The sequence below is a fragment of the Streptomyces sp. CA-142005 genome, from assembly GCF_050942335.1.
Lineage (GTDB): Bacteria > Actinomycetota > Actinomycetes > Streptomycetales > Streptomycetaceae > Streptomyces.
The window spans coordinates 7,092,788-7,114,303 of the sequence record NZ_CP192078.1; the positions used below are offsets into that span (position 1 = coordinate 7,092,788).

Below are 21,516 nucleotides of genomic sequence, written 5' to 3' on the forward strand. Positions count from 1 at the left end.
TGGGCGGTCATGCTCTCAGGCGCAGGCCGCGCGGTGTGGCCACGAAGCCCGCTGCCTCGAGCAGGGTGCCTATCGGCGAGGTCAGTGCCTGGGCGCCGTTGATCCGCTCGACCGTGACCGTGCCGAGGGAGCCCGCGCGGGCCGCCGCGGCCAGGGCCTCGGCGGCCGTACGGAGCCGGGGGTCGTCCGGGGCCGGAGTGTCCGGGCCGGCGGGCCAGGCCAGCAGGGTCTTGCCGCCGCGCTCCATGTACAGCGTGAGCTCGCCCTCCACCAGGACGACCAGCGAGCCCGCCTTGCGGCCCGGCTTGTGCCCGGCACCGGTCGGCGGCTCGGGCCAGGACAGGGCCGCGCCGTACGCATTGGCGGGATCGGCCGCGGCGAGGACCGCGGCACGCGCGTCGGGTGCGGCCGTGCCCGTACGGCCGCTGCCGTACCCCCGGTACGCCGGTGAGCCGTGGGAGCCGGCTCCGCCTCCTCGGGGGCCGCCGTAGCCGGGGGAGGTGAAGGGGTCGGCGAGGTCGCGGGGCGAGACGTAGTCGCCGGGGGCGGGCGGGGGGTCCGCCGGAGGCCAGCTGAAGTCGCCGTCGAGGCCGGGGTGGGCGAAACCGGCGTCCGACCCGTCGAAGGCGCCGGTGAAGGGCTGTTCGTGCGGTGCGCCGTCGCTTCCGCCGAAGTCGTTCGGGAACGCCGGTGCGGCAAAGCCGTTCGAGGGAGTCGGGAAGCCGTTGCCGGGGGCGGCGGCGGTCAGGCCGTCGCCGCGTTCGCGGGCGTTGGACACCGCGCGGAGCCGGTCCACCGCGCCGTCCATGGCGAACTGGGCCGCGCCCAGTCCCTCGACCACATAGCCGCGCCGCGCCTGGCCGCTGTCCTCGAACGCGGACAGCACCCGGTACACCGCCGAGAAACCGCCCTCGACCCCCTCCGCGGCGACCGCCCCGCGGGTGACCACGCCGTGCCGGTCCAGCAGGGTGCGGGCCAGCGCGTGCGCGCGCACGGTGGGGTCCGGCTCGGCCGCAGGCAGCAGCGACCAGCGGCCGGCGACCGTCGGCGGGCCGGTACGGGACGCGGTGCGTGCGGCGGCCGTCAGGGAGCCGTAGCGCCCGCGCGGCACGGCGCGCTTGGCGCGGTGGGCGGTCGAGCCCGCCGTACGGCCCGAGCCCAGAAGAGAGCGCATCGGCGCGAGCGTGTCGTTGGTGAGCCGGCCCGACCAGGCCAGATCCCACAGCGCGTCGGCCAGCTGGGGGTCGGTGACGTCGGGGTGGGTGGTGGCACGGACCTGGTCGGCGATCTGGCGGAAGAACAGGCCGTAGCCACCGGAGAGGGCATCCAGGACGGACTGGTGGAGCGCGGTCAGCTCCAGGGGGTGGGGCGGCGGGAGCAGCAGGGGAGCCGCGTCCGCCAGATAGAGGGAGACCCAGCCGTCCTTGCCGGGCAGGGCGCCCGCGCCCGACCACACCACTTCGCCCGCGGCGGTCAGCTCGTCGAGCATCGAGGGCGTGTAGTTCACCACGCGGGAGGGCAGGACCAGCTTCTCCAGGGCGGAGGCGGGCACGGAGGCGCCCTGCAACTGCTCGATGGCGCGCACGAGTCCGTCGATGCCGCGCAGACCGTGCCCCTTGCCGATGTGCTGCCACTGGGGCAGGAACTCGGCGAGCGCGGCCGGTGGCACGGGCTCCAGTTCATGGCGCAGGGCAGCCAGGGAGCGGCGGCGCAGGCGGCGCAGTACGGCCGCGTCGCACCACTCCTGGCCGATGCCCGCCGGGTGGAACTCGCCCTGCACCACCCGGCCGTTCGCGGCGAGCCGTTGCAGGGCGCCCTCGGTGACCGCGACGCCCAGGCCGAAGCGGGCCGCCGCCGTGGCCGACGTGAACGGGCCGTGGGTGCGGGCGTATCGGGCGAGGAGGTCGCCCAGCGGGTCCTTGACCGGCTCGGTGAAGGCCTCGGGCACGCCGACCGGCAGTGCCGTGCCGAGCGCGTCGCGCAGCCGGCCCGCGTCCTCGACCGCCGCCCAGTGGTCGGCGCCGGCGATGCGGACCTTGATGGCCCGGCGGGCGGCGGCCAGCTCGCGCGCCCACTGCTGATCCGCGCCCCGCGCCACCAGCTCGGCGTCGGTCAGCGGACCGAGCAGCCGCAGCACGTCGGCCACGCCCTCCACGTCCTTGATCCGACGGTCCTCGGTGAGCCACTGCAGCTCGCGTTCCAGCTCGGTCAGCACCTCGGCGTCGAGCAGTTCGCGCAGCTCCGCCTGGCCCAGCAGCTCGGCCAGCAGCCGGGAGTCCAGGGACAGCGCGGCGGCGCGGCGCTCGGCGAGCGGGGAGTCGCCCTCGTACAGGAACTGGGCGACGTACCCGAACAGCAGGGAGCGGGCGAACGGGGACGGCTCCGGGGTGGTTACCTCGACCAGGCGCACCTTGCGCGACTCGATGTCACCCATCAGCTCCGCGAGCCCGGGGACGTCGAAGACGTCCTGAAGGCACTCGCGGACGGCCTCCAGGACGATCGGGAACGAGCCGAACTCGCTCGCCACCTGCAGCAGTTGGGCGGCGCGCTGGCGCTGCTGCCACAGCGGGGTGCGCTTGCCGGGGTTGCGGCGCGGCAGCAGCAGCGCGCGGGCGGCGCACTCCCGGAACCGGGAGGCGAACAGGGCGGAACCGCCGACCTGGTCGGTGACGATCTGATCGACCTCGCCCTTGTCGAAGGCGACGTCCGCCGCGCCGACGGGTGCCTGGTCGCTGTCGTACTCCGTGCCGGCCTTCATGGGCTCCTGGTCGAGCAGGTCCAGGCCCATCAGGTCGGCGTCGGGCAGGCGCAGCACGATGCCGTCGTCGGCGTGCATGACCTGCGCGTCCATGCCGTAACGCTCGGACAGTCGGGCGCCGAGCGCGAGGGCCCACGGGGCGTGCACCTGGGCGCCGAAGGGGGAGTGGACCACGACCCGCCAGTCGCCGAGCTCGTCGCGGAACCGCTCCACGACGATCGTGCGGTCGTCGGGGACGTGGCCGCAGGCCTCGCGCTGCTCGTCCAGATACGACAGCACGTTGTCCGCCGCCCAGGCGTCCAGCCCCGCCGCCAGCAGCCGCAGCCGGGCGTCGTCCTTGGGCAGCGAGCCGACCTCGCGCAGGAACGCGCCCACAGCGCGGCCCAGTTCGAGCGGGCGGCCCAGCTGGTCGCCCTTCCAGAAGGGCAGCCGGCCCGGCACGCCGGGCGCGGGGGAGACCAGGACCCGGTCGCGGGTGATGTCCTCGATGCGCCAGGAACTCGTGCCCAGCGTGAAGACGTCGCCCACCCGGGACTCGTACACCATCTCCTCGTCGAGTTCGCCGACCCGGCCGCCGCCCTTCTTGGGGTCGGAGCCGGCGAGGAAGACCCCGAAGAGGCCGCGGTCGGGGATCGTGCCGCCGGAGGTGACGGCGAGGCGCTGGGCGCCCGGGCGGCCGGTGATCTCACCGGCCACGCGGTCCCACACCACGCGCGGGCGCAGCTCCGCGAACGCGTCGGACGGATAGCGGCCCGCGAGCATGTCGAGGACCGCCGTGAACGCCGACTCGGGCAGTGACGCGAAGGGTGCGGCACGGCGGACCACGGCGAGCAGGTCGTCGAACTGCCAGGTGTCCAGCGCCGTCATGGCGACCAGTTGCTGCGCGAGCACGTCGAGCGGGTTCGCGGGCACCTTCAGGGACTCGATCGAGCCCGAGCGCATCCGCTCGGTGACCACGGCCGCCTGCACGAGGTCGCCGCGGTACTTGGGGAAGACGACGCCGGTGGACACGGCGCCCACCTGGTGCCCCGCACGGCCGACACGCTGCAGGCCGGAGGCGACCGAGGGCGGGGACTCGACCTGCACGACCAGGTCGACGGCGCCCATGTCGATACCCAGCTCCAGGCTGGACGTGGCGACCACGGCGGGCAGCCGGCCCGCCTTCAGGTCCTCCTCGACCAGGGCGCGCTGCTCCTTGGAGACCGAGCCGTGGTGGGCGCGGGCGATCACCGGGGGCGCGCCCTGCGCCGCGCCCGAGCCGCCCATCAGCTGGGCCGGGGAGTGGTGCTCGTCCAGCGTCTCGCCGGTCGCACGCTCGTAGGCGATCTCGTTGAGCCGGTTGCACAGCCGCTCGGCGAGGCGCCGGGAGTTGGCGAACACGATGGTGGAGCGGTGGGACTGGACCAGGTCGGCGATCCGCTCCTCCACATGCGGCCAGATCGACGGCTTCTCGCCGCCCTCGGCGGCGTCGGCCGCGGGGGACCCGCCCAGCTCGCCCATGTCCTCGACCGGGACGACCACGGACAGGTCGAACTCCTTGCCGGACTCCGGCTGGACGATCTCCACCTTGCGGCGCGGCGAGAGATACCGGGCCACCTCGTCCACCGGGCGGACGGTCGCCGACAGGCCGATCCGGCGGGCCGGCTTCGGCAGCAGCTCGTCCAGCCGCTCCAGGGAGAGCGCGAGATGGGCACCGCGTTTGGTGCCCGCGACCGCGTGCACCTCGTCCAGGATCACCGTCTCCACGCCCGTCAGCGCGTCGCGCGTGGCCGAGGTCAGCATCAGGAACAGCGACTCTGGGGTGGTGATCAGGATGTCCGGCGGGCGGGTGGACAGGGCGCGCCGCTCGGCCGCCGGGGTGTCGCCGGAGCGGATGCCGACCCTGACCTCGGGCTCGGGCAGGCCCAGGCGCACGGACTCCTGGCGGATACCGGTCAGCGGGCTGCGGAGGTTGCGCTCGACGTCGACCGCGAGGGCCTTCAGCGGGGACACGTAGAGCACCCGGCAGCGCTTCTTCGGATCGGCCGGGTGCGGGGTCGAGGCCAGCTGGTCCAGGGCGGCGAGGAACGCGGCCAGCGTCTTGCCCGAGCCGGTCGGGGCCACCACCAGCACGTCCGAGCCCGCACCGATGGCCTGCCACGCACCGGCCTGGGCCGCGGTGGGCGCGGAGAACGCCCCCGTGAACCAGCCGCGGGTCGCGGGTGAGAAGCCGTCGAGGGCCCGGTGTGCGGAGCTGACCATGCGTCCATCCTGCACCCGGCCACTGACAATCGCGCTGACCTGGTCAAACGCTGTGCGGTGGGGAGCGGGCTGGAGCCGGGCGGGGGCAGCGGGCTGGAGCCGGGTGGGGGCAGGTTCGGGGAGTGCGGTGGTGGCGGCTGCGGGGCGTGGGGTGGGGAGCGGGCCGGAGCCGGGCGCGGGCAGCGGGGGCGGAGAATGGGCGTATGGCGGGTGCGGCTGGGCGGGGCGAGGAACGGGCGGGCGGGGAGACCGGTGGGCGTCGGCCGGTGGAGCGTGCGCGGCACTGGCGGTACGACGACCTGCCGGGCGTGGACCTGCTGCGGGCCCGGTACATCCACAAGACCTTCGTCCGGCACACCCACGAGCACTTCGTGATCGCGGCCATAGCCGACGGCGTCGAGGTCTTCCACCACCGTGGCTCCGACGTGTCCGCCGGCGCGGGAGCCCTCGCGCTGGTCAACCCGGACACTCCGCACACCGGCCGCGCCGGCGTCCCCGAGGGCTGGCGGTACGGAGCGGTCTACCCCTCACCCGACGTGGTCGCCGCGATCGCGGCCGAGACCACCACCATCCGGGGCACACCGGGTTTCGTCAGCCCCGTCCTCGACGACCCCTACACCGTCCGCCTGGTCCACCAGGTGCTCCGCGCCGCCGACGAGGGCAACGCGCTGGCCGCCGACACCCTGCTGCAGATCGCCGTGACCAGGCTGCTGCGGCTGAACGGCGGACCGCTGCCGCAGCGGCCTGTCCGCACGGCCGGAGCCGGCATCGCGGCACGCGCGCGTACGGTGCTGGATGAGCGGATGGTCGACCCGCCGACCCTGGAACGGCTGGCGGCCGACCTCGGCACCAGCCCGTTCGCACTGCTGCGGGCGTTCCGTGACGCCTACGGCATGCCGCCGCACACCTGGCTGACCGACGCCCGCGTGCGCCGCGCGCGACTCCTGCTCGACGCGGGCTCGCCCCCTGCCGAGGCGGCGGTGGCCGTCGGCTTCGCCGACCAGCCGCACCTCAACCGGCACTTCACCCGCATCGTCGGCGTGCCACCGGGGGCCTACCAGCGCGAGCGCAGGAACGCGGGCGAAACGAGGAACGCGCGCGGGCGCAAGAACGTACAAGACCCCGGGTGAGGGACCTCCGTACCGTCCCGGGCGTGGCACAGCAGACAGCACTCGCGGACCTGACCGCCGACGGCGCGGACAAGCCCGACCAGGCCGTAGTACGGGACGCCCTCGGGGTCGGCGTCGCCGTCGGTCTGTCCGGATTCGCCTTCGGAGTGACCTCGGCCGGCAGCGGGCTCGGACTGCTCCAGACCTGCGCGCTCAGTCTCCTCGTCTTCACCGGCGCTTCCCAGTTCGCCCTGGTCGGAGCGCTCGCCGCCGGAGGCAATCCGTTCACGGCGGCCGCCGGCGCCTTCTTCCTCGGCGTGCGCAACGCCTTCTACGGGCTGCGGCTGTCGCAGCTGCTCGCCCTTCCACGCGCGGTGCGGCCGTTCGCCGCCCAGTGGGTGATCGACGAGACCACGGCGGTCACCCTGGCGCAGCCGACCCGGCGCGCCCGGCGGATCGGCTTCACCGTCACCGGGCTCACGCTGTACGCGCTCTGGAACCTCACCACGCTGCTCGGTGCGCTCGGCGCCAAGGCCATCGGCGACACGCGCGCGTGGGGGCTGGACGCGGCCGGGCCGGCCGTGTTCCTGGCGCTGCTCGCGCCGATGCTGAGGACGACCACCGAGCGCGCCGTCGCGGGCCTGGCGGTCCTGCTGGGCCTCGGCCTGCTGCCCGTCCTGCCGGCCGGCGTTCCGGTCCTGGTGGCTGCCCTGGCGGCACCGATCGCCCTGGTCGCCGAGGGGCGGCGCGAGGGGCGTGGCCGACAGGGCGTACGAGGCCGGCCGGGCGGGACGGGTGGACCGGCCGGATCGGATGGAGTGGCCCAGGTGGACCGAATTGACCAGGTTGACCGGATCAATGGAGTGGACGAACCGAACGGCGGCGCGGCAGCGGAGGAGGACCGGTGAACACCTGGATCGCGATCGGCTTGACCGCCCTCGGCTGCTACGCCGTCAAGCTCGCCGGGCTGCTGGTGCCCGCGGGCGCCATGGAACGGCCGTTCGTACGGCGGCTCGCCGCCCTGCTGCCCGTCGCCCTCCTCGCCGCGCTCACGGCTCAGCAGACGTTCGCCGCCGGGCACGGGCTCGTGCTGGACGCACGGCTTGCGGGGCTCGGCGCGGCCGCCCTGGCACTCGTGCTGCGCGCGCCGTTCCTGCTGGTCGTCGCGGCGGCCGTGGTGGTGACGGCGGGCGTACGGGCGCTCGGCGGATGACGCGGGACCAACCCGGGCCGGCGCGGCTCGCACGGCCGGTTCCGCGCCGTACAGCCGTCCGGACCTGCCGCCGGGCGGCCGTACGGCGCCGGTTCAGCCCACGAAACGGCCGTACGCCCGCAGGGTCCGCAGTGCCTCGATCGTCACCAAGGGGCGTGCCTCCAGCGCGGGGGCCGGTGCCCACCGTTGCCACCGGATCGGCCAGCCGCCGTCGTTCTGCTGCTCGGCGGCCAGGTGGTCCAGGGAGCGTGCCATCTCGTCGTCCGTGAACCACGCGCGCGCCAGTGACTCCGGAGTCCTGGCGAAGTCGTGCGGGAAGTGGTGCTCTCCGGGGGCGTAGCCGGACGCGACCGGGTACATGCCGAGCCGGTCCGGGTCCAGGGCCGCGAGCCGCTGCTCCCGCACCAGGCGGCCGAGCCGGTCCGCGGCGGCCTCCGCGCGCGAGCGGTCGGGAGCGGAGTCGAGGAAGGCCACGGCGGCCTCCACCTCGTACGGGTGGGACTTCTCCAGGGACTCCACGGCCTGCCAGCAGAAGTCGGTGGCCCGGAACAGCCAGGCGTGCCACACCTCGTTGCGGTGCAGCAGCCCGACCACCGGTCCCGTGGCGAGCAGCTCGCTGGGCGGGTCGTCGACGACCGGGACGAACGGTGCCACCGGATATCCGCGCTGGCTGGGATGGATCGCCGGCAGGGCGCCGTCCGCGGCGGAGATCGAGGTCAGATAGCGGCACACGCGCTCGACCCGCTGCCCGCCGCAACGCCCGATGGCGTCCAGAACGCGCAGCGCGTGCGCGGTGTGCAGCGGCTGGCTCACGGGGCCGCGAAGGTCGGGCTCCAGCGCGTGCCCGTACCCGCCGTCCTCGTTGCGGTAGGCGTCCAGCGCCGCTTCCACCGCGTCCGGGGTGCCGTGCAGGAAGTGGTACGCGAAAAGGCGCTGCTCCAGCACGCGCGCGGTGAGCCACACGAACTGCTCGGCGCGGAAGAGCGGGGAGCGCGCCGGGGGCGTGGAAGGGAGTGGGGAAGCTCCTGTTTCGGCCATGCGTCAGACCGTAGGACGGAAAGCGGTCTCGGCAAGGGCTCCCGGCCGGGGCCCACCCCCAGGGGCGGGATACTGGTGTCATGCGGTTGACGGTCTTCTGGCAGCGAATGGCGGAACACTTCGGTCCGGGGTACGCCGAAACCTTCGCGCGCGATCACGTCATGTCCGAGCTGGGCGGGCGCACGGTGCACGAGGCGCTGGACGCGGGCTGGGACGCGAAGGACGTGTGGCGCGTGGTCTGCACGGTCATGGAGGTGCCGGGCGAGCGACGCTGACGCGGCTGCCTGGAACATCCCGGTTCGTCCGTGAGGAGATCGGCCGTACGGCACCGATCGGTCACGAAGATCGCAGGTGGGCGCCGGTTGTCGGTGGCGTGGGCGAGACTTGGCCCGTGGCACCCATTGACGAGGACAACGAGCCGCTGACCCGGGACGCGGCACCGACCGGCACGACACCGCACGAGCGGCCCCCGGCGCCCGGCGCCGTCGCCGCGGGCGGCCGCATGCCGCGCTGGCTGCCGCGCGCCATGGTGCTCGCGCTCGCGCTGATCGCCGCGTTCCAGCTCGGCAGCTGGGCCTTCCACCAGCTGACCGGGCTGTTGATCAATGTATTGATCGCGTTCTTCCTGGCCCTCGCGATCGAGCCCGCGGTGAGCCGGATGGCCGCCCGAGGCATGCGCAGAGGGCTCGCCACCTTCCTGGTCTTCCTCGGATTGACGATCGCCGTCGCCGGGTTCGTCACCCTGCTCGGCTCCATGCTGGCCGGGCAGATCATCAAGATGGTCGAGGGCTTCCCGGCCTACCTTGACTCGCTCATCAACTGGATCAACGAGACCTTCCACACCGAGCTCCGGAGGGTGGACGTCCAGGAGGGCCTGCTCCATTCCGACTGGCTGCGCAAATACGCGCAGAACAGCGCCGCCGGTGTCCTCGACGTCTCCGCGCAAGTGCTCGGCGGGCTGTTCCAACTGCTGACGGTGGGGCTGTTCTCGTTCTACTTCGCGGCCGACGGCCCCCGGCTGCGCCGCGCCCTGTGCTCCGTGCTGCCGCCGGCACGCCAGGCGGAGGTGCTGCGCGCCTGGGAGATCGCCGTCGACAAGACGGGCGGCTATCTCTACTCGCGCGGCCTGATGGCGCTCATCTCCGGCATCGCCCACTACATCCTGCTCCAGTCCCTCGGCGTGCCGTACGCGCCCGTGCTCGGCGTCTGGGTGGGCCTGGTCTCACAGTTCATCCCGACCATCGGCACCTACCTCGCCGGTGCGCTGCCGATGCTGATCGCGTTCACCGTCGACCCCTGGTACGCGGTGTGGGTGCTGGTCTTCGTCGTGGTCTACCAGCAGTTCGAGAACTACATGCTCCAGCCCAAGCTGACCGCCAGGACGGTCGACATCCACCCCGCGGTCGCCTTCGGCTCGGTCATCGCCGGCACCGCACTGCTGGGCGCCGTCGGCGCACTGATCGCCATCCCTGCGGTGGCCACCCTCCAGGCCTTCCTCGGGGCGTATGTGAAGCGCTACGCCGTCACGGACGACCCCAGGGTGCACGGGCACCGCGGCCGGAGCCCGGGCGGTCCCGGGGTGCTCGCGCGCATACGCCGGCCCCGGGCCGGACAGCCCGAGCCGGAGCAGTCGTCGTAGATCGGCGCGCCCCGGAGGCGGACGTCGCGGGCCGGTGAGAGGAGGGGAGCGTGGCGGGTCAGTGCCGCCACGGTCCCGTCACCGGTACGCCCCACCAAGCCTGGACGGTACGCCAATGCCTGCCACCGGTACGTCAGCGTCCGTCATCGGCAGGTCAGCACCGCCCCCACTCCCGCTCCCGCGACGGCCGCCGCGTAGCAGCCGACCGCCGTGGCCACGATCCGCCGCCGTGTCCGTTCGCTCCAGGGCGAGCGGGACAGCAGCCAGGCCAGCGCGGGAAGGACGAGCACGGCGTGCAGGCTCACGCCGTGCAGGGGCTTGAGCGGGGCCGTCGAGTGGTAGGCGGCCTCCTGGTGTCCGGTGCGGGTCAGTACGACCCCGCGTGCGATCATCGCCGCCCCGGAGGCCAGCGCCACCAGCAGGATCGCGAACCCGGAGCGGACCGCGAGCGGCATGCCGGCCGGGCCTGTCGGCCGGTGCCGGAAGGACGCGACGGCGAACACCGTGAGCAGGGCGACCAGGACACCGCCGCCCACCGCGAGCGTCATGGACACCGCCGTGTCGAAGGGGGTCTCCATGTTCAGGTGCGAGGGCACCCGGCGCCAGGCCTGCAGGGTGATGCCGCCGACCTCCACCACGCAGTCGGCGGCGAAGACGAGCAGCAGGGCCGAGCGCAGCCGTGGGCCGACGCGCAGATACGACGTGACCCACGTGACCGCGATCAGCGTCAGCCCGAAGGACAGGCCGAAGGTGACGGGCTTGCGCCAGGAGACGGGACCCTTCCACGGGCCACCGTCGACCGCGAACACCCCCAGGTGCACGAGACCGGACAGGACGAGGAGCAGCCCCGTCGCATGACAGAGGCGGTCGACGGCGCGCGGATTCTTCATGGGCCAAGGCTCCCGGGAGCGGCCCGCCCGGTCGTCGTCCGGCCGATGACACCCGCCGTACGCCGTCGGGAGTAGCGGCGCCGGGTGCCGAGGCACGGGTTCCGGGCACCGCGTGGCGCGCTTGACACCAAAATCGAACATCCATTCTCATGGAGGCTCAGGCGAGGCTTTGGGCGGTGGATTTCGCCCCGTTTTGCGGGAAGAAGTCCCGTGGTTATCCACAGGCTGGGCCTGCGTCGGGGCGCATTGTCAGTGGCAGGCGTTAGCGTCTTTGACGTGAAGCGATCGACTCAAGCAAACCGGGTGGAACCCATGGCAGGAACCGACCGCGAGAAGGCGCTCGACGCCGCGCTCGCACAGATTGAACGGCAATTCGGCAAGGGCGCGGTCATGCGCATGGGCGAGCGGTCGAAGGAGCCCATCGAGGTCATCCCGACCGGGTCGACCGCACTCGACGTCGCCCTCGGCGTCGGCGGCCTGCCGCGCGGCCGTGTCGTGGAGATCTACGGACCGGAGTCCTCCGGTAAGACGACCCTGACACTGCACGCCGTGGCCAATGCCCAGAAGGCCGGCGGCCAGGTGGCCTTCGTGGACGCCGAGCACGCCCTCGACCCCGAGTACGCGCGCAAGCTCGGCGTCGACATCGACAACCTGATCCTGTCCCAGCCGGACAACGGCGAGCAGGCCCTGGAGATCGTGGACATGCTGGTCCGCTCCGGCGCCCTCGACCTCATCGTCATCGACTCCGTCGCCGCGCTCGTCCCGCGCGCGGAGATCGAGGGCGAGATGGGCGACAGCCACGTCGGTCTGCAGGCCCGCCTGATGAGCCAGGCCCTGCGGAAGATCACCAGCGCGCTCAACCAGTCCAAGACCACCGCGATCTTCATCAACCAGCTCCGCGAGAAGATCGGCGTGATGTTCGGCTCCCCGGAGACCACGACCGGTGGCCGCGCGCTGAAGTTCTACGCTTCGGTGCGCATCGACATCCGGCGCATCGAGACCCTGAAGGACGGCACCGAGGCGGTCGGCAACCGCACCCGCTGCAAGGTCGTCAAGAACAAGGTCGCCCCGCCCTTCAAGCAGGCCGAGTTCGACATCCTCTACGGCCAGGGCATCAGCCGCGAGGGTGGCCTGATCGACATGGGTGTGGAGCACGGCTTCGTCCGCAAGGCCGGCGCCTGGTACACGTACGAGGGCGACCAGCTCGGCCAGGGCAAGGAGAACGCGCGCAACTTCCTCAAGGACAACCCCGACCTGGCCAACGAGATCGAGAAGAAGATCAAGGAGAAGCTGGGCGTCGGTGTCCGCCCGGAGGAGCCCGCCGCCGAGCCGGGCGGGGACGCGGCGGTCACCGCTGCCGCCGACGACGCCAAGACGGTGCCCGCCCCGGCAGCCGCCAAGGCCACCAAGCCCAAGGCCGCCGCAGCCAAGAGCTGACCCGTGACACGACGAACCGACTGGGCCGAGTACGAGTACGCCACCCCCGGTGCCCCACGGGGGAGGGGCACCGGGGGCCGCCCGGGCGGCGGCGGATACCCGGACGACGGTTACGGGGGTCACGGCGGGCACGACGAGCACCGCGGCACCGGTGGCTACGGGGACACCGGCGGCGCCCACCCGGGAGCCACGGGCGACGAGCCGTACGGGGGTGGCTCGCCCGGCCGCGGTTCGCGCGGCGGCGTCGGCCCGCGGGGCGGCCGGGGGCGCGGCCGACGGCGCGGCGTCGGGGACGCGCCCGGTGAGGACGAAGGCGCCCCTTCCTCGTCGAGGGCCGAGCGGGGGGAGTCTTCAGGGGACCCGGCTGAGCGGGCACGGGCGATCTGCCTGCGCCTACTCACCGGGACCCCGCGCACCCGCAAGCAGCTCGCGGACGCCCTGCGCAAGCGGGAGATCCCCGAGGAGGTGGCCGAGGAGGTGCTGTCGCGGTTCGAGGAGGTCGGGCTGATCGACGACAGCGCCTTCGCGGACGCCTGGGTCGAGTCCCGGCACCACGGCCGGGGGCTCGCCCGCCGGGCGCTCGCCCAGGAACTGCGCACCAAGGGGGTCGACTCGACGCTGATCGACGAGGCCGTCTCCCAGCTCGACTCCGAGCAGGAGGAGGCGACGGCCCGCGAGCTCGTGGCCCGCAAACTGCGTGCCACCCGTGGCCTCGACCGTGACAAGCGGCTCCGCCGCCTCGCCGGCATGCTCGCCCGCAAGGGCTACCCCGAGGGCATGGCCCTCCGCGTCGTCCGCCAGGCCCTGGAGGAAGAGGGCGAGGACACGGAGTTCCTCGGCGAAGGAGACTTCTGAGCCTTCGACGCACAGGGCGGGGAGGCCGCCGGATTCTCGGACCCCCGCGCCCGCACGGGGGTTAACCCCCGCCGAAGACGCCGGGCCACCGCAGTGCTCTCTCCGCCGTGCGCGGGCGAGTCTGTACGCACGCTCCGGACCACGACACGCACAGCCGCCGTGGCCGACCGCGTACGACCCAGCCGACGCGTACAACAGAAGAGAGCCCGCCCGATGATGCTGCGATACGCCCTCCAGACGGTCCGTGCCCGGAAGGCGGGCTTTCTCGGCGCCTTCCTCGCGCTGATGTGTGCGGCCGCCCTGATCACCGCCTGCGGCACCCTTCTCGACACCGGCCTGCGCGGCACCATCCGCACCGAGCGCTACGCCGCCGCTCCCGTCGTGGTCTCCGGCGACCAGTACGTCCACCAGACCACCGTGAAACACAAGAAGGGCAAGACCAAGGTCAAGCACAAGGCGAAACCCATCGCCGAACGCGCCTGGCTCTCCGAGCGGCTGCGCGCCAGACTCGCCCACGTCCCCGGCGTGGCCCGGGTGGTACCCGAACTCACCTTCCCCGCCCAGCCGTTGACCGCGGCCGGCGCCAGCGGCCGTACCGCATACGGGCACGCCTGGGACTCCGCCGTGCTGACGCCGTACCGGCTGATCACGGGCGGCGCGCCCAGGGTCGACGGCGACCTGGTCATTGACAACGACCTCGCCGCACGGGCCCGGCTGCGGCCCGGCGACCGGCTCACCGTGCAGTCCACGCGGGCCCCGCGCAGTTACCGCATCACCGGTATCGCCGCCCCCGCCACCGCCGTACACCACCAGACGTCCCTGTTCTTCTCCGCCGCCGAGGCCCGCCGGCTGGCCGCGCGCCCGGGGCAGATCAGTGCGTACGGTGTGCTTCCGGCCGAGGGAACCGACCCCGAGCAGGTGCGCAACGCCGTGGCGCGGGCGCTGCGCGGCACCACCGCCCAGGTCAGCACGGGAGACGCCCGCGGTGCCGTGGAGTTCCTGGACGCGGCTGCGGCCCGCACCCGGCTGGTCAGCATGGGCGGCGCCATGGGCGGGACCTCGCTGCTCGTCGCGGTGCTCGTGGTCGTCGGCACCTTCGCGCTCACCGTGCAGCAGCGCCACCGCGAACTCGCCCTGCTCCGCGCCATCGCCGCCACCCGCGGACAGATCCGCAAGCTGCTCGGCCGGGAGGCGCTGATCGTCGGCGCGGCGGCGGGCGCCGTGGGTGCGCTGCTCGGGCTGCCGTTGGGTGGCTGGCTGTACTCCAGGTTCGTCGCCCTGGGTGCCGTACCCGCGACGCTGGAGCACACCGTCGGCGTCTTCCCTCCGCTCGCTGCCCTGGCCGCCACCCTGCTCGGTGCCTGGGCCGCTGCCCGGATCGCCTCCCGCAGGATCGTCGGGATCCGTCCCGCCGAGGCTCTGGCCGAGGCCAGGACCGAGCGGACTCGTCCCGCCTGGGGCAGGATCGTCGCCGGACTGCTGCTTCTGGCCGGCGGAGTCGTCCTCGTCGTCCTCCTCACCTCCCTGCGCACCGAGCCCGCCTCGACTCCCGTGACGTTCCTCGCCATCATCGTGCTGTCCAGCTCCATCGCCCTGCTCGGTCCCCTGCTCGTCAGGGCGGCCGCGCTGCTGCTCGCCGGCCCGCTCCGGCTCACCGGGCATGGCGGCCGCCTCGCCACCGCGAACCTGCGGGGCAACGCCGCCCGGATGGCCTCCGTCGTCACCCCCCTCACCCTGCTCGTCGGCATGACCTGCACCGTCCTGTTCGTCCAGTCCACCCTCGGCGACGCCGCCCGCCGACAGGCCCATGACGGCGTACGGGCCGACTGGGTCGTCGCCGCGCAGGGGCCCGGCGTCCCTGCGGAGGCGGCACAGCGCTTGCGCGCGCGGCACGACACCGTCACCGAAGTCGTCCGCACGACCGTCCGTGTCGGCCTCGACAAGTACCCCGCGCAGGGCGTCACCCCGGCAGGCCTGACCCGCACCTGGGACCCGCAGGTCACCGCCGGCTCCCTCGACCGACTTGCTCCCGGCACGGTCGCCGTCAGTCAACTGGCCGCAGACCAGCAACACTTGACGCCCGGCAGCACTCTGAAGCTCACCCTCGGCGACGGGACGCCCGCCACGCTCACCGTCGCCGCCGTCTATGCCCGGGGTCTCGGCTTCGGCGACCTCACCTTCGCCCACGACCTCGTCGCCCGCCACGTCGACAACCCGCTCGCCTCCTCCGTCCTCGTCGGCACAACCCGTACACAGACACAACTCGCGGCTACTCTCCGTGAGTTCCCGGGGCTGCGGATTCTTTCACCGGCCGATGCCGACACCCTGCCGGCCGAGCGGCAGCAGACGAACGCAGAGGTCAACTACCTCGCCATGGGACTGGTGCTGGCCTTCACCGCCATCGCCGTCGTCAACACGCTGGCCATGTCGGTCGCGGAACGTGTCCGTGAGTTCGCCCTGCTCCGTCTCGCCGGCGCGACCCGCCGGCAGGTGCTGCGCATGCTGCGCACCGAAGCGCTGTCCGTCCTGTTCCTCGCCACCTCGCTCGGCAGCGGTATCGCGCTCGCCGTGCTCACCGCGTTCAGCGTCGGGATGACGGGCCGGGCGGCGCCCTCGGTCACGCCCCTGCTCTACGTCAGCGTCGTCGGGATCGCCGGTCTCCTCGCGCTCGTGGCCACTGCGGTTCCCGGACGCGCGGCACTGCGGGTCCGGGCGGTGACGGTGGCCACGGCGAAGGAGTAGCAGCGAGGAGGATCAAGTGGGTGAAGCCCCGAGTCGGCGCGTCGCCGGCTCCACCGGGAGGCCCTCCGCCCGCCATGCCTGGAAGCCGCCCACGAGGTCCGTGGCCCGGTGCAGGCCCAGTTGCCGGAGGGAGGCGACCGCGAGGCTGGAGGCGTAGCCCTCGTTGCAGATCACCACGACGCGCAGGTCGTGGCCGGTGGCCTCGGGGACGCGGTGGCTGCCCTGGGGATCGAGGCGCCACTCCAGTTCGTTGCGCTCGATGACCAGAGCGCCGGGGATCAGCCCGTCCCGCTCGCGCAGGGCCGCGTACCGGATGTCGACCAGCAGCGCCTCGCCGGTCCGCGCCGCCTCGTGCGCCTCCCGCGCCTCGATGCGCCGGTAGCCCGCGCGCACCCGCTCCAGCACCTCGTCGATGCCGGCCGGTCGCTGACCCACTCCGGCCACCGCTCCCGCGCCACCCGCCGGCCGCTCGTCCGCGCCGCCGCTCGCGCTCACCCCGAAACCACCCACCGCCGTCTCCTCCGCGCCGCTCACTGCCAGTCCTCCGGGCGCTCGACCTGCTCGAGGCGGAGCACTTGACCCGTGCGGCTGTAGCGGCGGATGCGCGGCAGGGGCGGGTAGTAGGCGTGCACGGAGATCGCGTGGTCGTCGGGGGACTCGTTGAGGACCTCGTGGACATGGTGGTGACCGAAGGCACGGCCCTCGCCCGCGGGCAGCCGGCGTGCGCGGTCCACGCCCTCGGCGAGTTCCAGGGTCTTCCAGCCGTCGGTCGGCAGCCGGGCGGCGAGCGAGTTCTCCTTGAGGACACCCGAGGCGGTGAGGAAGGCGCCGACCGAGTCCGCGTGGTCGTGCCAGCCGGTGCCGGTGCCGGGCGGCCAGCCGATGAGCCAGGCCTCGCTGCCGCCCGGACCCTGCAGCCGCACCCAGGTGCGGCCCTCCGGGTCGAGTGGAAGGGAGGCGATCAGCTCGGCGTCGGCGGCCGTACGCCGGACGAAGTCGAGGAGGTCCGCCTGAGTGGGCGCCGAGCCGACGGCAGGGGACACGGGAGCGGGGGAGACAGACACGTACACCGTCCTGAAGCCTGAAGAAGGTTCGCGGAACGGGCGCACCGCGGCGCCCGGAAGGGAAGAGGGAGGCGAATTCAGCAGGACGGGCGACACACGCAGCCCGCGTAGCGGACGAGGTCCATGTGGACCCTCCGCCACAGGCGCACGCAGGTGTCGGTCATGGTCCGGAGTACAGCATGCCGGTGTACTCCGGTCAACTCACCGTCACGATGTGGACGGAGCGTGACGGGCCCACGGTCAGCGGGCGCCGGAGGCCGCCCGGGCCGGCTCCTCCTCGGCCGCGCCGCCCACTGTCGCCTCCGCCGCCGCGTAGAGGTCGGCCGGCCGGACCCCGCTCAGCGCGGTGACCAGATGGCCGTCGGGGCGCACGAGCAGCACGCTGTGCGCCGGCGCACCCGGGTAGCTCTCGGCGACCAGCAGTTCGGCACGGTACGGCAGCGCGGTCACGGCCGCCGCGAGCCGGGGCATCACTCCGGCGGAGACCCAGTGCTTGCGGTCCCACACTCCCGTGCCGGGCGCGATCAGCACGACCAGGAGGGCGCCGCGGCCGAGCCGGTCGCGCAGGTGGACGAAGGAACCATCCTCCGCGGTCACCCGGACGTCGGTGACGGGTGCGCCGGGCGGGGTTTCGACCGGGATCTCGCCCTCCAGCCGCCGGGGCGCAAGGGGCGAGTCGGCGTACGCCCCCGGCGCACCGAGCGGCCCGCGCCCCAGGTGACCGTCCGTGAGCAGCGTGTCATGGCCGCGCGCCGCACGCGGGACGATCTGGCGCAGACCGCCGGTGCCGCGCAGCACCGGCAGCACCTGGTCGGCGGCGCGCAGCCGGGCGGCGACCACCGCGCGCCGCTCGGCCTGATAGCTGTCCAGCAACGCCTCGTGCGGGCCGTGGGGGCCGTGGTGCCAGGCCGGGGCCAGCTTCCAGGCGAGGTTGTCGGCGTCCCTGAGGCCCTCGTCGAGCCCCTGGGTGCCGAGCGCGCCGAGCAGATGGGCCGCGTCCCCGGCGAGGAAGACCCGGCCGACGCGCCACCGGCGGGCCAGGCGGTGGTGCACCGTGTGGACACCGGTGTCTAGCAGGTCGTACGCCGGTGTGGAGCCGTCCGTCCAGCCCGCGAGGGTCTCGCGGATCCGGGCCACCAGGATCTCGGGTGTGACCAGGTCCTTGCCCGGTGGCAGAAGCCAGTCCAGGCGCCACACGCCGTCCGGGAGGGGGCGGGCGGTCACCTCCCCGGCCGAGGGCCCGGACTGCCGCCACGGCGGCGTCCGATGGAGCAACGCGCGACCCCCCCATGGAAGTTCCGTGCGCAGCGCGGCGACCGCGTGCCGCTCCACCGCCGTACGGCCGGGGAAGCGGATGTCCTGGAGTTTGCGCACCGTCGAGCGCGGTCCGTCGCAGCCGACCAGGTAACTACCGCGCCACCAGGTGCCGTTCGGGCCCCGGGTGTGTGCGGTGACGCCGGAACGCTCCTGCTCGATCGAGTCCAGCCGGCTGTCCACGGCCACCTTCACCAGCGGCTCGTCGGCGATGGCCGCGCGCAGGGCGCCGCTGACGACGTGCTGGGCGATGTGCAGCGGGGCGGCGGGGTCCGCCTCCTCGAAGGTGATCTCGCTCATCACCTGCCTGCGCCTGACGGACCGCCATCCGGCCCAGCGCACCCCGTGTTCACCGAGCGCCACCCCGGTCAGCCGCTCCAGCAGGGCGGCCGTGTCCTCGCGCAGGACGACGGTGCGCGCCGGACGGGGTTCGTCCTTGCCGGGGCCCTCGTCCAGGACGACGCACGGCACCTCCTGGCGGGCCAGCGCCAGGGCGAGCGTCAGTCCGACCGGCCCCGCTCCGACGATGATCACCGGGTCCATGACGCGGCGCCCCCTGCCCGTGACGATGCCCTGACGGTGACAAGTGAACAGGAAGGGGGAGCGGGGTGCACGATCACAGAACGTATGCAACCCATTGGCAGAGTTTGCGTCAAGCGAACGGAGGCAGTGGCGATCACGCCACTGCCTCCGGGTGATGCTTTCGGCTCTGACCGATCGTCAGGCAGCGGTTCCCGTTCCCGCGTGGCCCGCGACGCCCACGGTGTCCTCCACGCCGAGCACCGCCCCGGTCGACTTCTTCCCACGCCGCAGCCGGCCCTCCAGCCAGCTTGCGAACGAGGTCAGCGAGTAGTTGATGATCACGAAGATCACGGCCACCACTGTGAAGGAGGCGATGGTGTTGGCGCCGTAGTAGCCGCTCATCGTGTTCGCCGACGCGAGCAGTTCGGGGAAGGTGAGGACGGCGCCGCCGAGCGCGGTGTCCTTCACGATGACCACCAGCTGGCTGACGATCGCCGGGAGCATGGCGGTGACCGCCTGCGGCAGCAGGATGAGCCGCATCACCTGGCCCTTGCGCAGGCCGATCGCCATGGCCGCCTCGGACTGGCCCTTCGGCAGGGCGAGGATGCCCGCGCGGACGATCTCCGCGAGCACCGACGCGTTGTACAGCACCAGGCCGGTGACGACCGCGTACAGCGGACGGTCGTCGGAACTCACGTTGGTGTACTGGCTGTACAGCTCGTTGCCGAAGATCATCAGGACGAGCACCGGAATCGCGCGGAAGAACTCGACCACGACCGTCGCCGGTATCCGCACCCAGACATGGTCCGAGAGCCGGGCGATGCCGAAGAAGGCGCCCAGCGGAAGCGCGATGACCATCGCCAGGGCCGCCGCCTTCAAAGTGTTCTGCAGACCCGGCCAGATGTACGTCGAGTACGCCTCGCCGCTGAAGAACGGCTTCCACAGCACCCAGTCCAGCTGGCCCTTGTCGTCCAGGGCCTTGTACACCCACCACAGGACGGCCGCGAGGACGACGAGGAAGCCCGCCGTGTACAGGACGTTGCGCCGCTTGGCGCGGGGGCCCTGGGCGTCGTACAGGATCGAAGTCATCGCTTCACCGCCACCTTCTTGCCCACCCATCCGAGGATCAGACCCGTCGGCAGGGTCAGACAGCAGAACCCGAAGGCGATGACCGCGGAGATCGGCAGCAGCTGCGCCTCGTTCTCCACCATCTTCTTCATCAGGAGCGCCGCTTCCGCCACGCCGATCGCCGCTGCCACGGTCGTGTTCTTCGTCAACGCGATCAGGACGTTGGTCAGCGGGAGGACGGTCGCGCGGAAGGCCTGCGGCAGCACGATCAGGACCAGCACCTGGGTAAAGCTCAGGCCGATGGCCCGGGCGGCCTCCGCCTGGCCGACCGGCACCGTGTTGATGCCGGCACGGATCGCCTCGCACACGAAGGCCGACGTGTAGACGACCAGTCCGAGGACGGCCAGCCGGAAGTTGGTCGTGTCGACCTGCTTCGAGCCCATGTCGATGAGCAGCGTCTGGTTGAGCCCGAGCGAGGCGAACAGGATGATCACCGTGAGCGGGATGTTCCGCACGATGTTCACGTAGGCGGTGCCGAAACCGCGCATCAGCGGCACCGGGCCCACCCGCATGGCGGCCAGCAGGGTGCCCCAGACCAGGGAGCCCACGGCCGAGAGCAGCGTGAGCTGCACCGTCGTCCAGAAGGCGCCCAGCACGTCGTACTTGTCAAGAAAGTCGAACACGATCTCCCGCGCTTCCGCGTGTAGGGATGCCCGGGTGCGCCGCCGTCAGGGACGGCGCACCCGCCGGGCGTTTCCTCAGCTCTTGATGTCGCCGATCTTCGGGGCCGGCTCGTTCTTGTAGTCGGCCGGGCCGAAGTTCTTCTTCACGGCCGCCTCCCAGGAGCCGTCGGAGACCATCTCCTCAAGGGCCTTGTTGATCTTGTCCTTGAGGGCGCTGCCCTTCTTGACGCCGATGCCGTAGTTCTCGTTGGTCATCTTGAAGCCGCCGAGCTTGAACTTGCCCTTGAACTGGGACTGGGCGGCGTAGCCGGCGAGGATCGAGTCGTCCGTGGTCAGGGCGTCGATCGCCTTGCTCTGCAGACCGGTGAGGCACGCCGAGTACGTCGGGTACTGCTGAAGTTGCGCCTTGGGGGCCAGCTTGTCGTGCACGTTCTGCGCCGAGGTCGAGCCGGTCACCGAACACAGCTTCTTCTTGTTCAGGTCCGACGGCGACTTGATGGAGTTGTCGTCCGCGCGGATCAGCACGTCCTGGTGGGCCAGCAGGTACGGGCCGGCGAAGTCGACCTTCTGCTGCCGCTCCGGCGTGATCGAGTACGTGGCGGCGATGAAGTCGACGTCCCCGCGCTGCAGCATGGTCTCGCGGTCGGCGCTCTTCGACTCCTTCCACTCGATCTGGTCGGCGCTGTAGCCGAGCTTCTTGGCGACATAGGTGGCCACGTCGACGTCGAAGCCCGCGTAGCCCTGCGGGGTCTTCTGGCCGAGGCCCGGCTGGTCGAACTTGATGCCGATGGTGATCTTCTTGCCGCCGCCGGAGGAGCCGTTGTCGTCCTTCTTGCCGCCGCCGCACGCGGTGGCGCCCACGGCGAGCGCGAGTACAGCGGCCGAGGCGGCGGTGACCTTGCGGAGCTTCATGGTGAACATCCTTTGATGGGGTGCGGAACGA

18 protein-coding genes are annotated in these 21,516 nt (G+C 72.7%); 8 read left to right on the plus strand and 10 right to left on the minus strand.

Annotation, left to right across the window (positions count from 1 at the left end; genetic code table 11):
- Positions 1 to 7: 7 nt before the first annotated feature.
- A complete protein-coding gene (locus tag ACQPXS_RS33095) occupies positions 8 to 4,999 on the minus strand; it encodes an ATP-dependent helicase (RefSeq protein ID WP_433453013.1) in 4,992 nt (1,663 codons plus the stop codon).
- A gap of 203 nt (positions 5,000 to 5,202) precedes the next feature.
- On the opposite strand from ACQPXS_RS33095, the gene ACQPXS_RS33100 reads away from it, so the two are divergent.
- The 3 genes from ACQPXS_RS33100 to ACQPXS_RS33110 are packed head-to-tail and all read left to right on the plus strand — an operon-like array spanning position 5,203 to position 7,321.
- A complete protein-coding gene (locus tag ACQPXS_RS33100) occupies positions 5,203 to 6,129 on the plus strand; it encodes an AraC family transcriptional regulator (RefSeq protein WP_433453015.1) in 927 nt (308 codons plus the stop codon).
- 23 nt (positions 6,130 to 6,152) lie between these two features.
- The gene (locus tag ACQPXS_RS33105; RefSeq protein ID WP_433453017.1) at positions 6,153 to 7,016 is read left to right on the plus strand and encodes an AzlC family ABC transporter permease; all 864 of its coding nucleotides are present in this window, start codon (positions 6,153 to 6,155) and stop codon (positions 7,014 to 7,016) included.
- The gene (locus tag ACQPXS_RS33110; protein WP_390680827.1) at positions 7,013 to 7,321 is read left to right on the plus strand and encodes an AzlD domain-containing protein; all 309 of its coding nucleotides are present in this window, start codon (positions 7,013 to 7,015) and stop codon (positions 7,319 to 7,321) included. Before ACQPXS_RS33105 ends, ACQPXS_RS33110 begins: the two co-directional genes overlap by 4 nt.
- 93 nt (positions 7,322 to 7,414) lie before the next feature.
- Here ACQPXS_RS33110 and ACQPXS_RS33115 read toward each other — a convergent pair whose 3' ends face one another.
- The gene (locus ACQPXS_RS33115) at positions 7,415 to 8,359 is read right to left on the minus strand and encodes a hypothetical protein (RefSeq protein ID WP_433453019.1); all 945 of its coding nucleotides are present in this window, start codon (positions 8,357 to 8,359) and stop codon (positions 7,415 to 7,417) included.
- 80 nt (positions 8,360 to 8,439) lie between these two features.
- On the opposite strand from ACQPXS_RS33115, the gene ACQPXS_RS33120 reads away from it, so the two are divergent.
- On the plus strand, positions 8,440 to 8,634 hold the full coding sequence (locus ACQPXS_RS33120) for a DUF3046 domain-containing protein (protein WP_351805807.1): 195 nt from the start codon (positions 8,440 to 8,442) through the stop codon (positions 8,632 to 8,634).
- A 116-nt stretch (positions 8,635 to 8,750) separates the two neighbouring features.
- Positions 8,751 to 9,998 (plus strand): AI-2E family transporter, encoded by a 1,248-nt coding sequence (locus tag ACQPXS_RS33125; RefSeq protein WP_433453021.1) that lies wholly within the window; start codon positions 8,751 to 8,753, stop codon positions 9,996 to 9,998.
- Between the two features lie 143 nt (positions 9,999 to 10,141).
- Here the strand turns inward: ACQPXS_RS33125 and ACQPXS_RS33130 are convergent, their stop codons facing one another.
- A complete protein-coding gene (locus ACQPXS_RS33130) occupies positions 10,142 to 10,888 on the minus strand; it encodes a hypothetical protein (protein WP_433453023.1) in 747 nt (248 codons plus the stop codon).
- Positions 10,889 to 11,200: 312 nt separating this feature from the next.
- On the opposite strand from ACQPXS_RS33130, the gene recA reads away from it, so the two are divergent.
- From recA to ACQPXS_RS33145, 3 genes are all read left to right on the plus strand, one after another.
- Entirely contained in the window at positions 11,201 to 12,325 is a 1,125-nt protein-coding gene (recA, locus tag ACQPXS_RS33135) for a recombinase RecA (RefSeq protein WP_351805813.1), read from the plus strand.
- 3 nt (positions 12,326 to 12,328) lie between these two features.
- Positions 12,329 to 13,180, plus strand: a complete 852-nt coding sequence (gene recX, locus ACQPXS_RS33140) for a recombination regulator RecX (RefSeq protein ID WP_433453024.1) — start codon at positions 12,329 to 12,331, stop codon at positions 13,178 to 13,180.
- A gap of 213 nt (positions 13,181 to 13,393) precedes the next feature.
- Complete coding sequence (locus ACQPXS_RS33145; protein WP_433453026.1) at positions 13,394 to 15,922, plus strand: ABC transporter permease; 2,529 nt, start codon at positions 13,394 to 13,396, stop codon at positions 15,920 to 15,922.
- 12 nt (positions 15,923 to 15,934) lie between these two features.
- Here ACQPXS_RS33145 and ACQPXS_RS33150 read toward each other — a convergent pair whose 3' ends face one another.
- The 7 genes from ACQPXS_RS33150 to ACQPXS_RS33180 form a co-directional block, all read right to left on the minus strand.
- Positions 15,935 to 16,366, minus strand: a complete 432-nt coding sequence (locus ACQPXS_RS33150) for a rhodanese-like domain-containing protein (protein WP_433456050.1) — start codon at positions 16,364 to 16,366, stop codon at positions 15,935 to 15,937.
- 86 nt (positions 16,367 to 16,452) lie between these two features.
- A complete protein-coding gene (locus ACQPXS_RS33155) occupies positions 16,453 to 16,986 on the minus strand; it encodes a cysteine dioxygenase (RefSeq protein WP_433453028.1) in 534 nt (177 codons plus the stop codon).
- 77 nt (positions 16,987 to 17,063) lie between these two features.
- Positions 17,064 to 17,150 carry a putative leader peptide gene (locus ACQPXS_RS33160; RefSeq protein ID WP_313960178.1) on the minus strand — a complete coding sequence of 29 codons (87 nt, stop codon included), beginning with the start codon at positions 17,148 to 17,150 and terminating at the stop codon, positions 17,064 to 17,066.
- 76 nt (positions 17,151 to 17,226) lie between these two features.
- Complete coding sequence (locus ACQPXS_RS33165; protein WP_433453029.1) at positions 17,227 to 18,843, minus strand: FAD-dependent monooxygenase; 1,617 nt, start codon at positions 18,841 to 18,843, stop codon at positions 17,227 to 17,229.
- Between the two features lie 177 nt (positions 18,844 to 19,020).
- Positions 19,021 to 19,911: an amino acid ABC transporter permease gene (locus ACQPXS_RS33170; protein ID WP_365333680.1), complete on the minus strand. Its 891-nt coding sequence runs from the start codon at positions 19,909 to 19,911 to the stop codon at positions 19,021 to 19,023.
- Complete coding sequence (locus tag ACQPXS_RS33175) at positions 19,908 to 20,573, minus strand: amino acid ABC transporter permease (RefSeq protein ID WP_351805825.1); 666 nt, start codon at positions 20,571 to 20,573, stop codon at positions 19,908 to 19,910. Before ACQPXS_RS33175 ends, ACQPXS_RS33170 begins: the two co-directional genes overlap by 4 nt.
- 75 nt (positions 20,574 to 20,648) lie before the next feature.
- On the minus strand, positions 20,649 to 21,485 hold the full coding sequence (locus tag ACQPXS_RS33180; protein WP_365333682.1) for a glutamate ABC transporter substrate-binding protein: 837 nt from the start codon (positions 21,483 to 21,485) through the stop codon (positions 20,649 to 20,651).
- Between the last annotated feature and the right edge of the window lie 31 nt (positions 21,486 to 21,516).

What these genes read in the sequence shown, in the direction of transcription:
- ACQPXS_RS33095 (WP_433453013.1), bottom strand. Translation starts at nt 4,999, where the DNA reads ATGGTCAGCTCCGCACACCGGGCCCTCGACGGCTTCTCACCCGCGACC.
- ACQPXS_RS33100 (WP_433453015.1), top strand. Translation starts at nt 5,203, where the DNA reads ATGGCGGGTGCGGCTGGGCGGGGCGAGGAACGGGCGGGCGGGGAGACC.
- ACQPXS_RS33115 (WP_433453019.1), bottom strand. Translation starts at nt 8,359, where the DNA reads ATGGCCGAAACAGGAGCTTCCCCACTCCCTTCCACGCCCCCGGCGCGC.
- ACQPXS_RS33120 (WP_351805807.1), top strand. Translation starts at nt 8,440, where the DNA reads ATGCGGTTGACGGTCTTCTGGCAGCGAATGGCGGAACACTTCGGTCCG.
- ACQPXS_RS33130 (WP_433453023.1), bottom strand. Translation starts at nt 10,888, where the DNA reads ATGAAGAATCCGCGCGCCGTCGACCGCCTCTGTCATGCGACGGGGCTG.
- recA (WP_351805813.1), top strand. Translation starts at nt 11,201, where the DNA reads ATGGCAGGAACCGACCGCGAGAAGGCGCTCGACGCCGCGCTCGCACAG.
- ACQPXS_RS33145 (WP_433453026.1), top strand. Translation starts at nt 13,394, where the DNA reads ATGATGCTGCGATACGCCCTCCAGACGGTCCGTGCCCGGAAGGCGGGC.
- ACQPXS_RS33160 (WP_313960178.1), bottom strand. Translation starts at nt 17,150, where the DNA reads ATGACCGACACCTGCGTGCGCCTGTGGCGGAGGGTCCACATGGACCTC.
- ACQPXS_RS33165 (WP_433453029.1), bottom strand. Translation starts at nt 18,843, where the DNA reads ATGGACCCGGTGATCATCGTCGGAGCGGGGCCGGTCGGACTGACGCTC.
- ACQPXS_RS33170 (WP_365333680.1), bottom strand. Translation starts at nt 19,911, where the DNA reads ATGACTTCGATCCTGTACGACGCCCAGGGCCCCCGCGCCAAGCGGCGC.
- ACQPXS_RS33180 (WP_365333682.1), bottom strand. Translation starts at nt 21,485, where the DNA reads ATGAAGCTCCGCAAGGTCACCGCCGCCTCGGCCGCTGTACTCGCGCTC.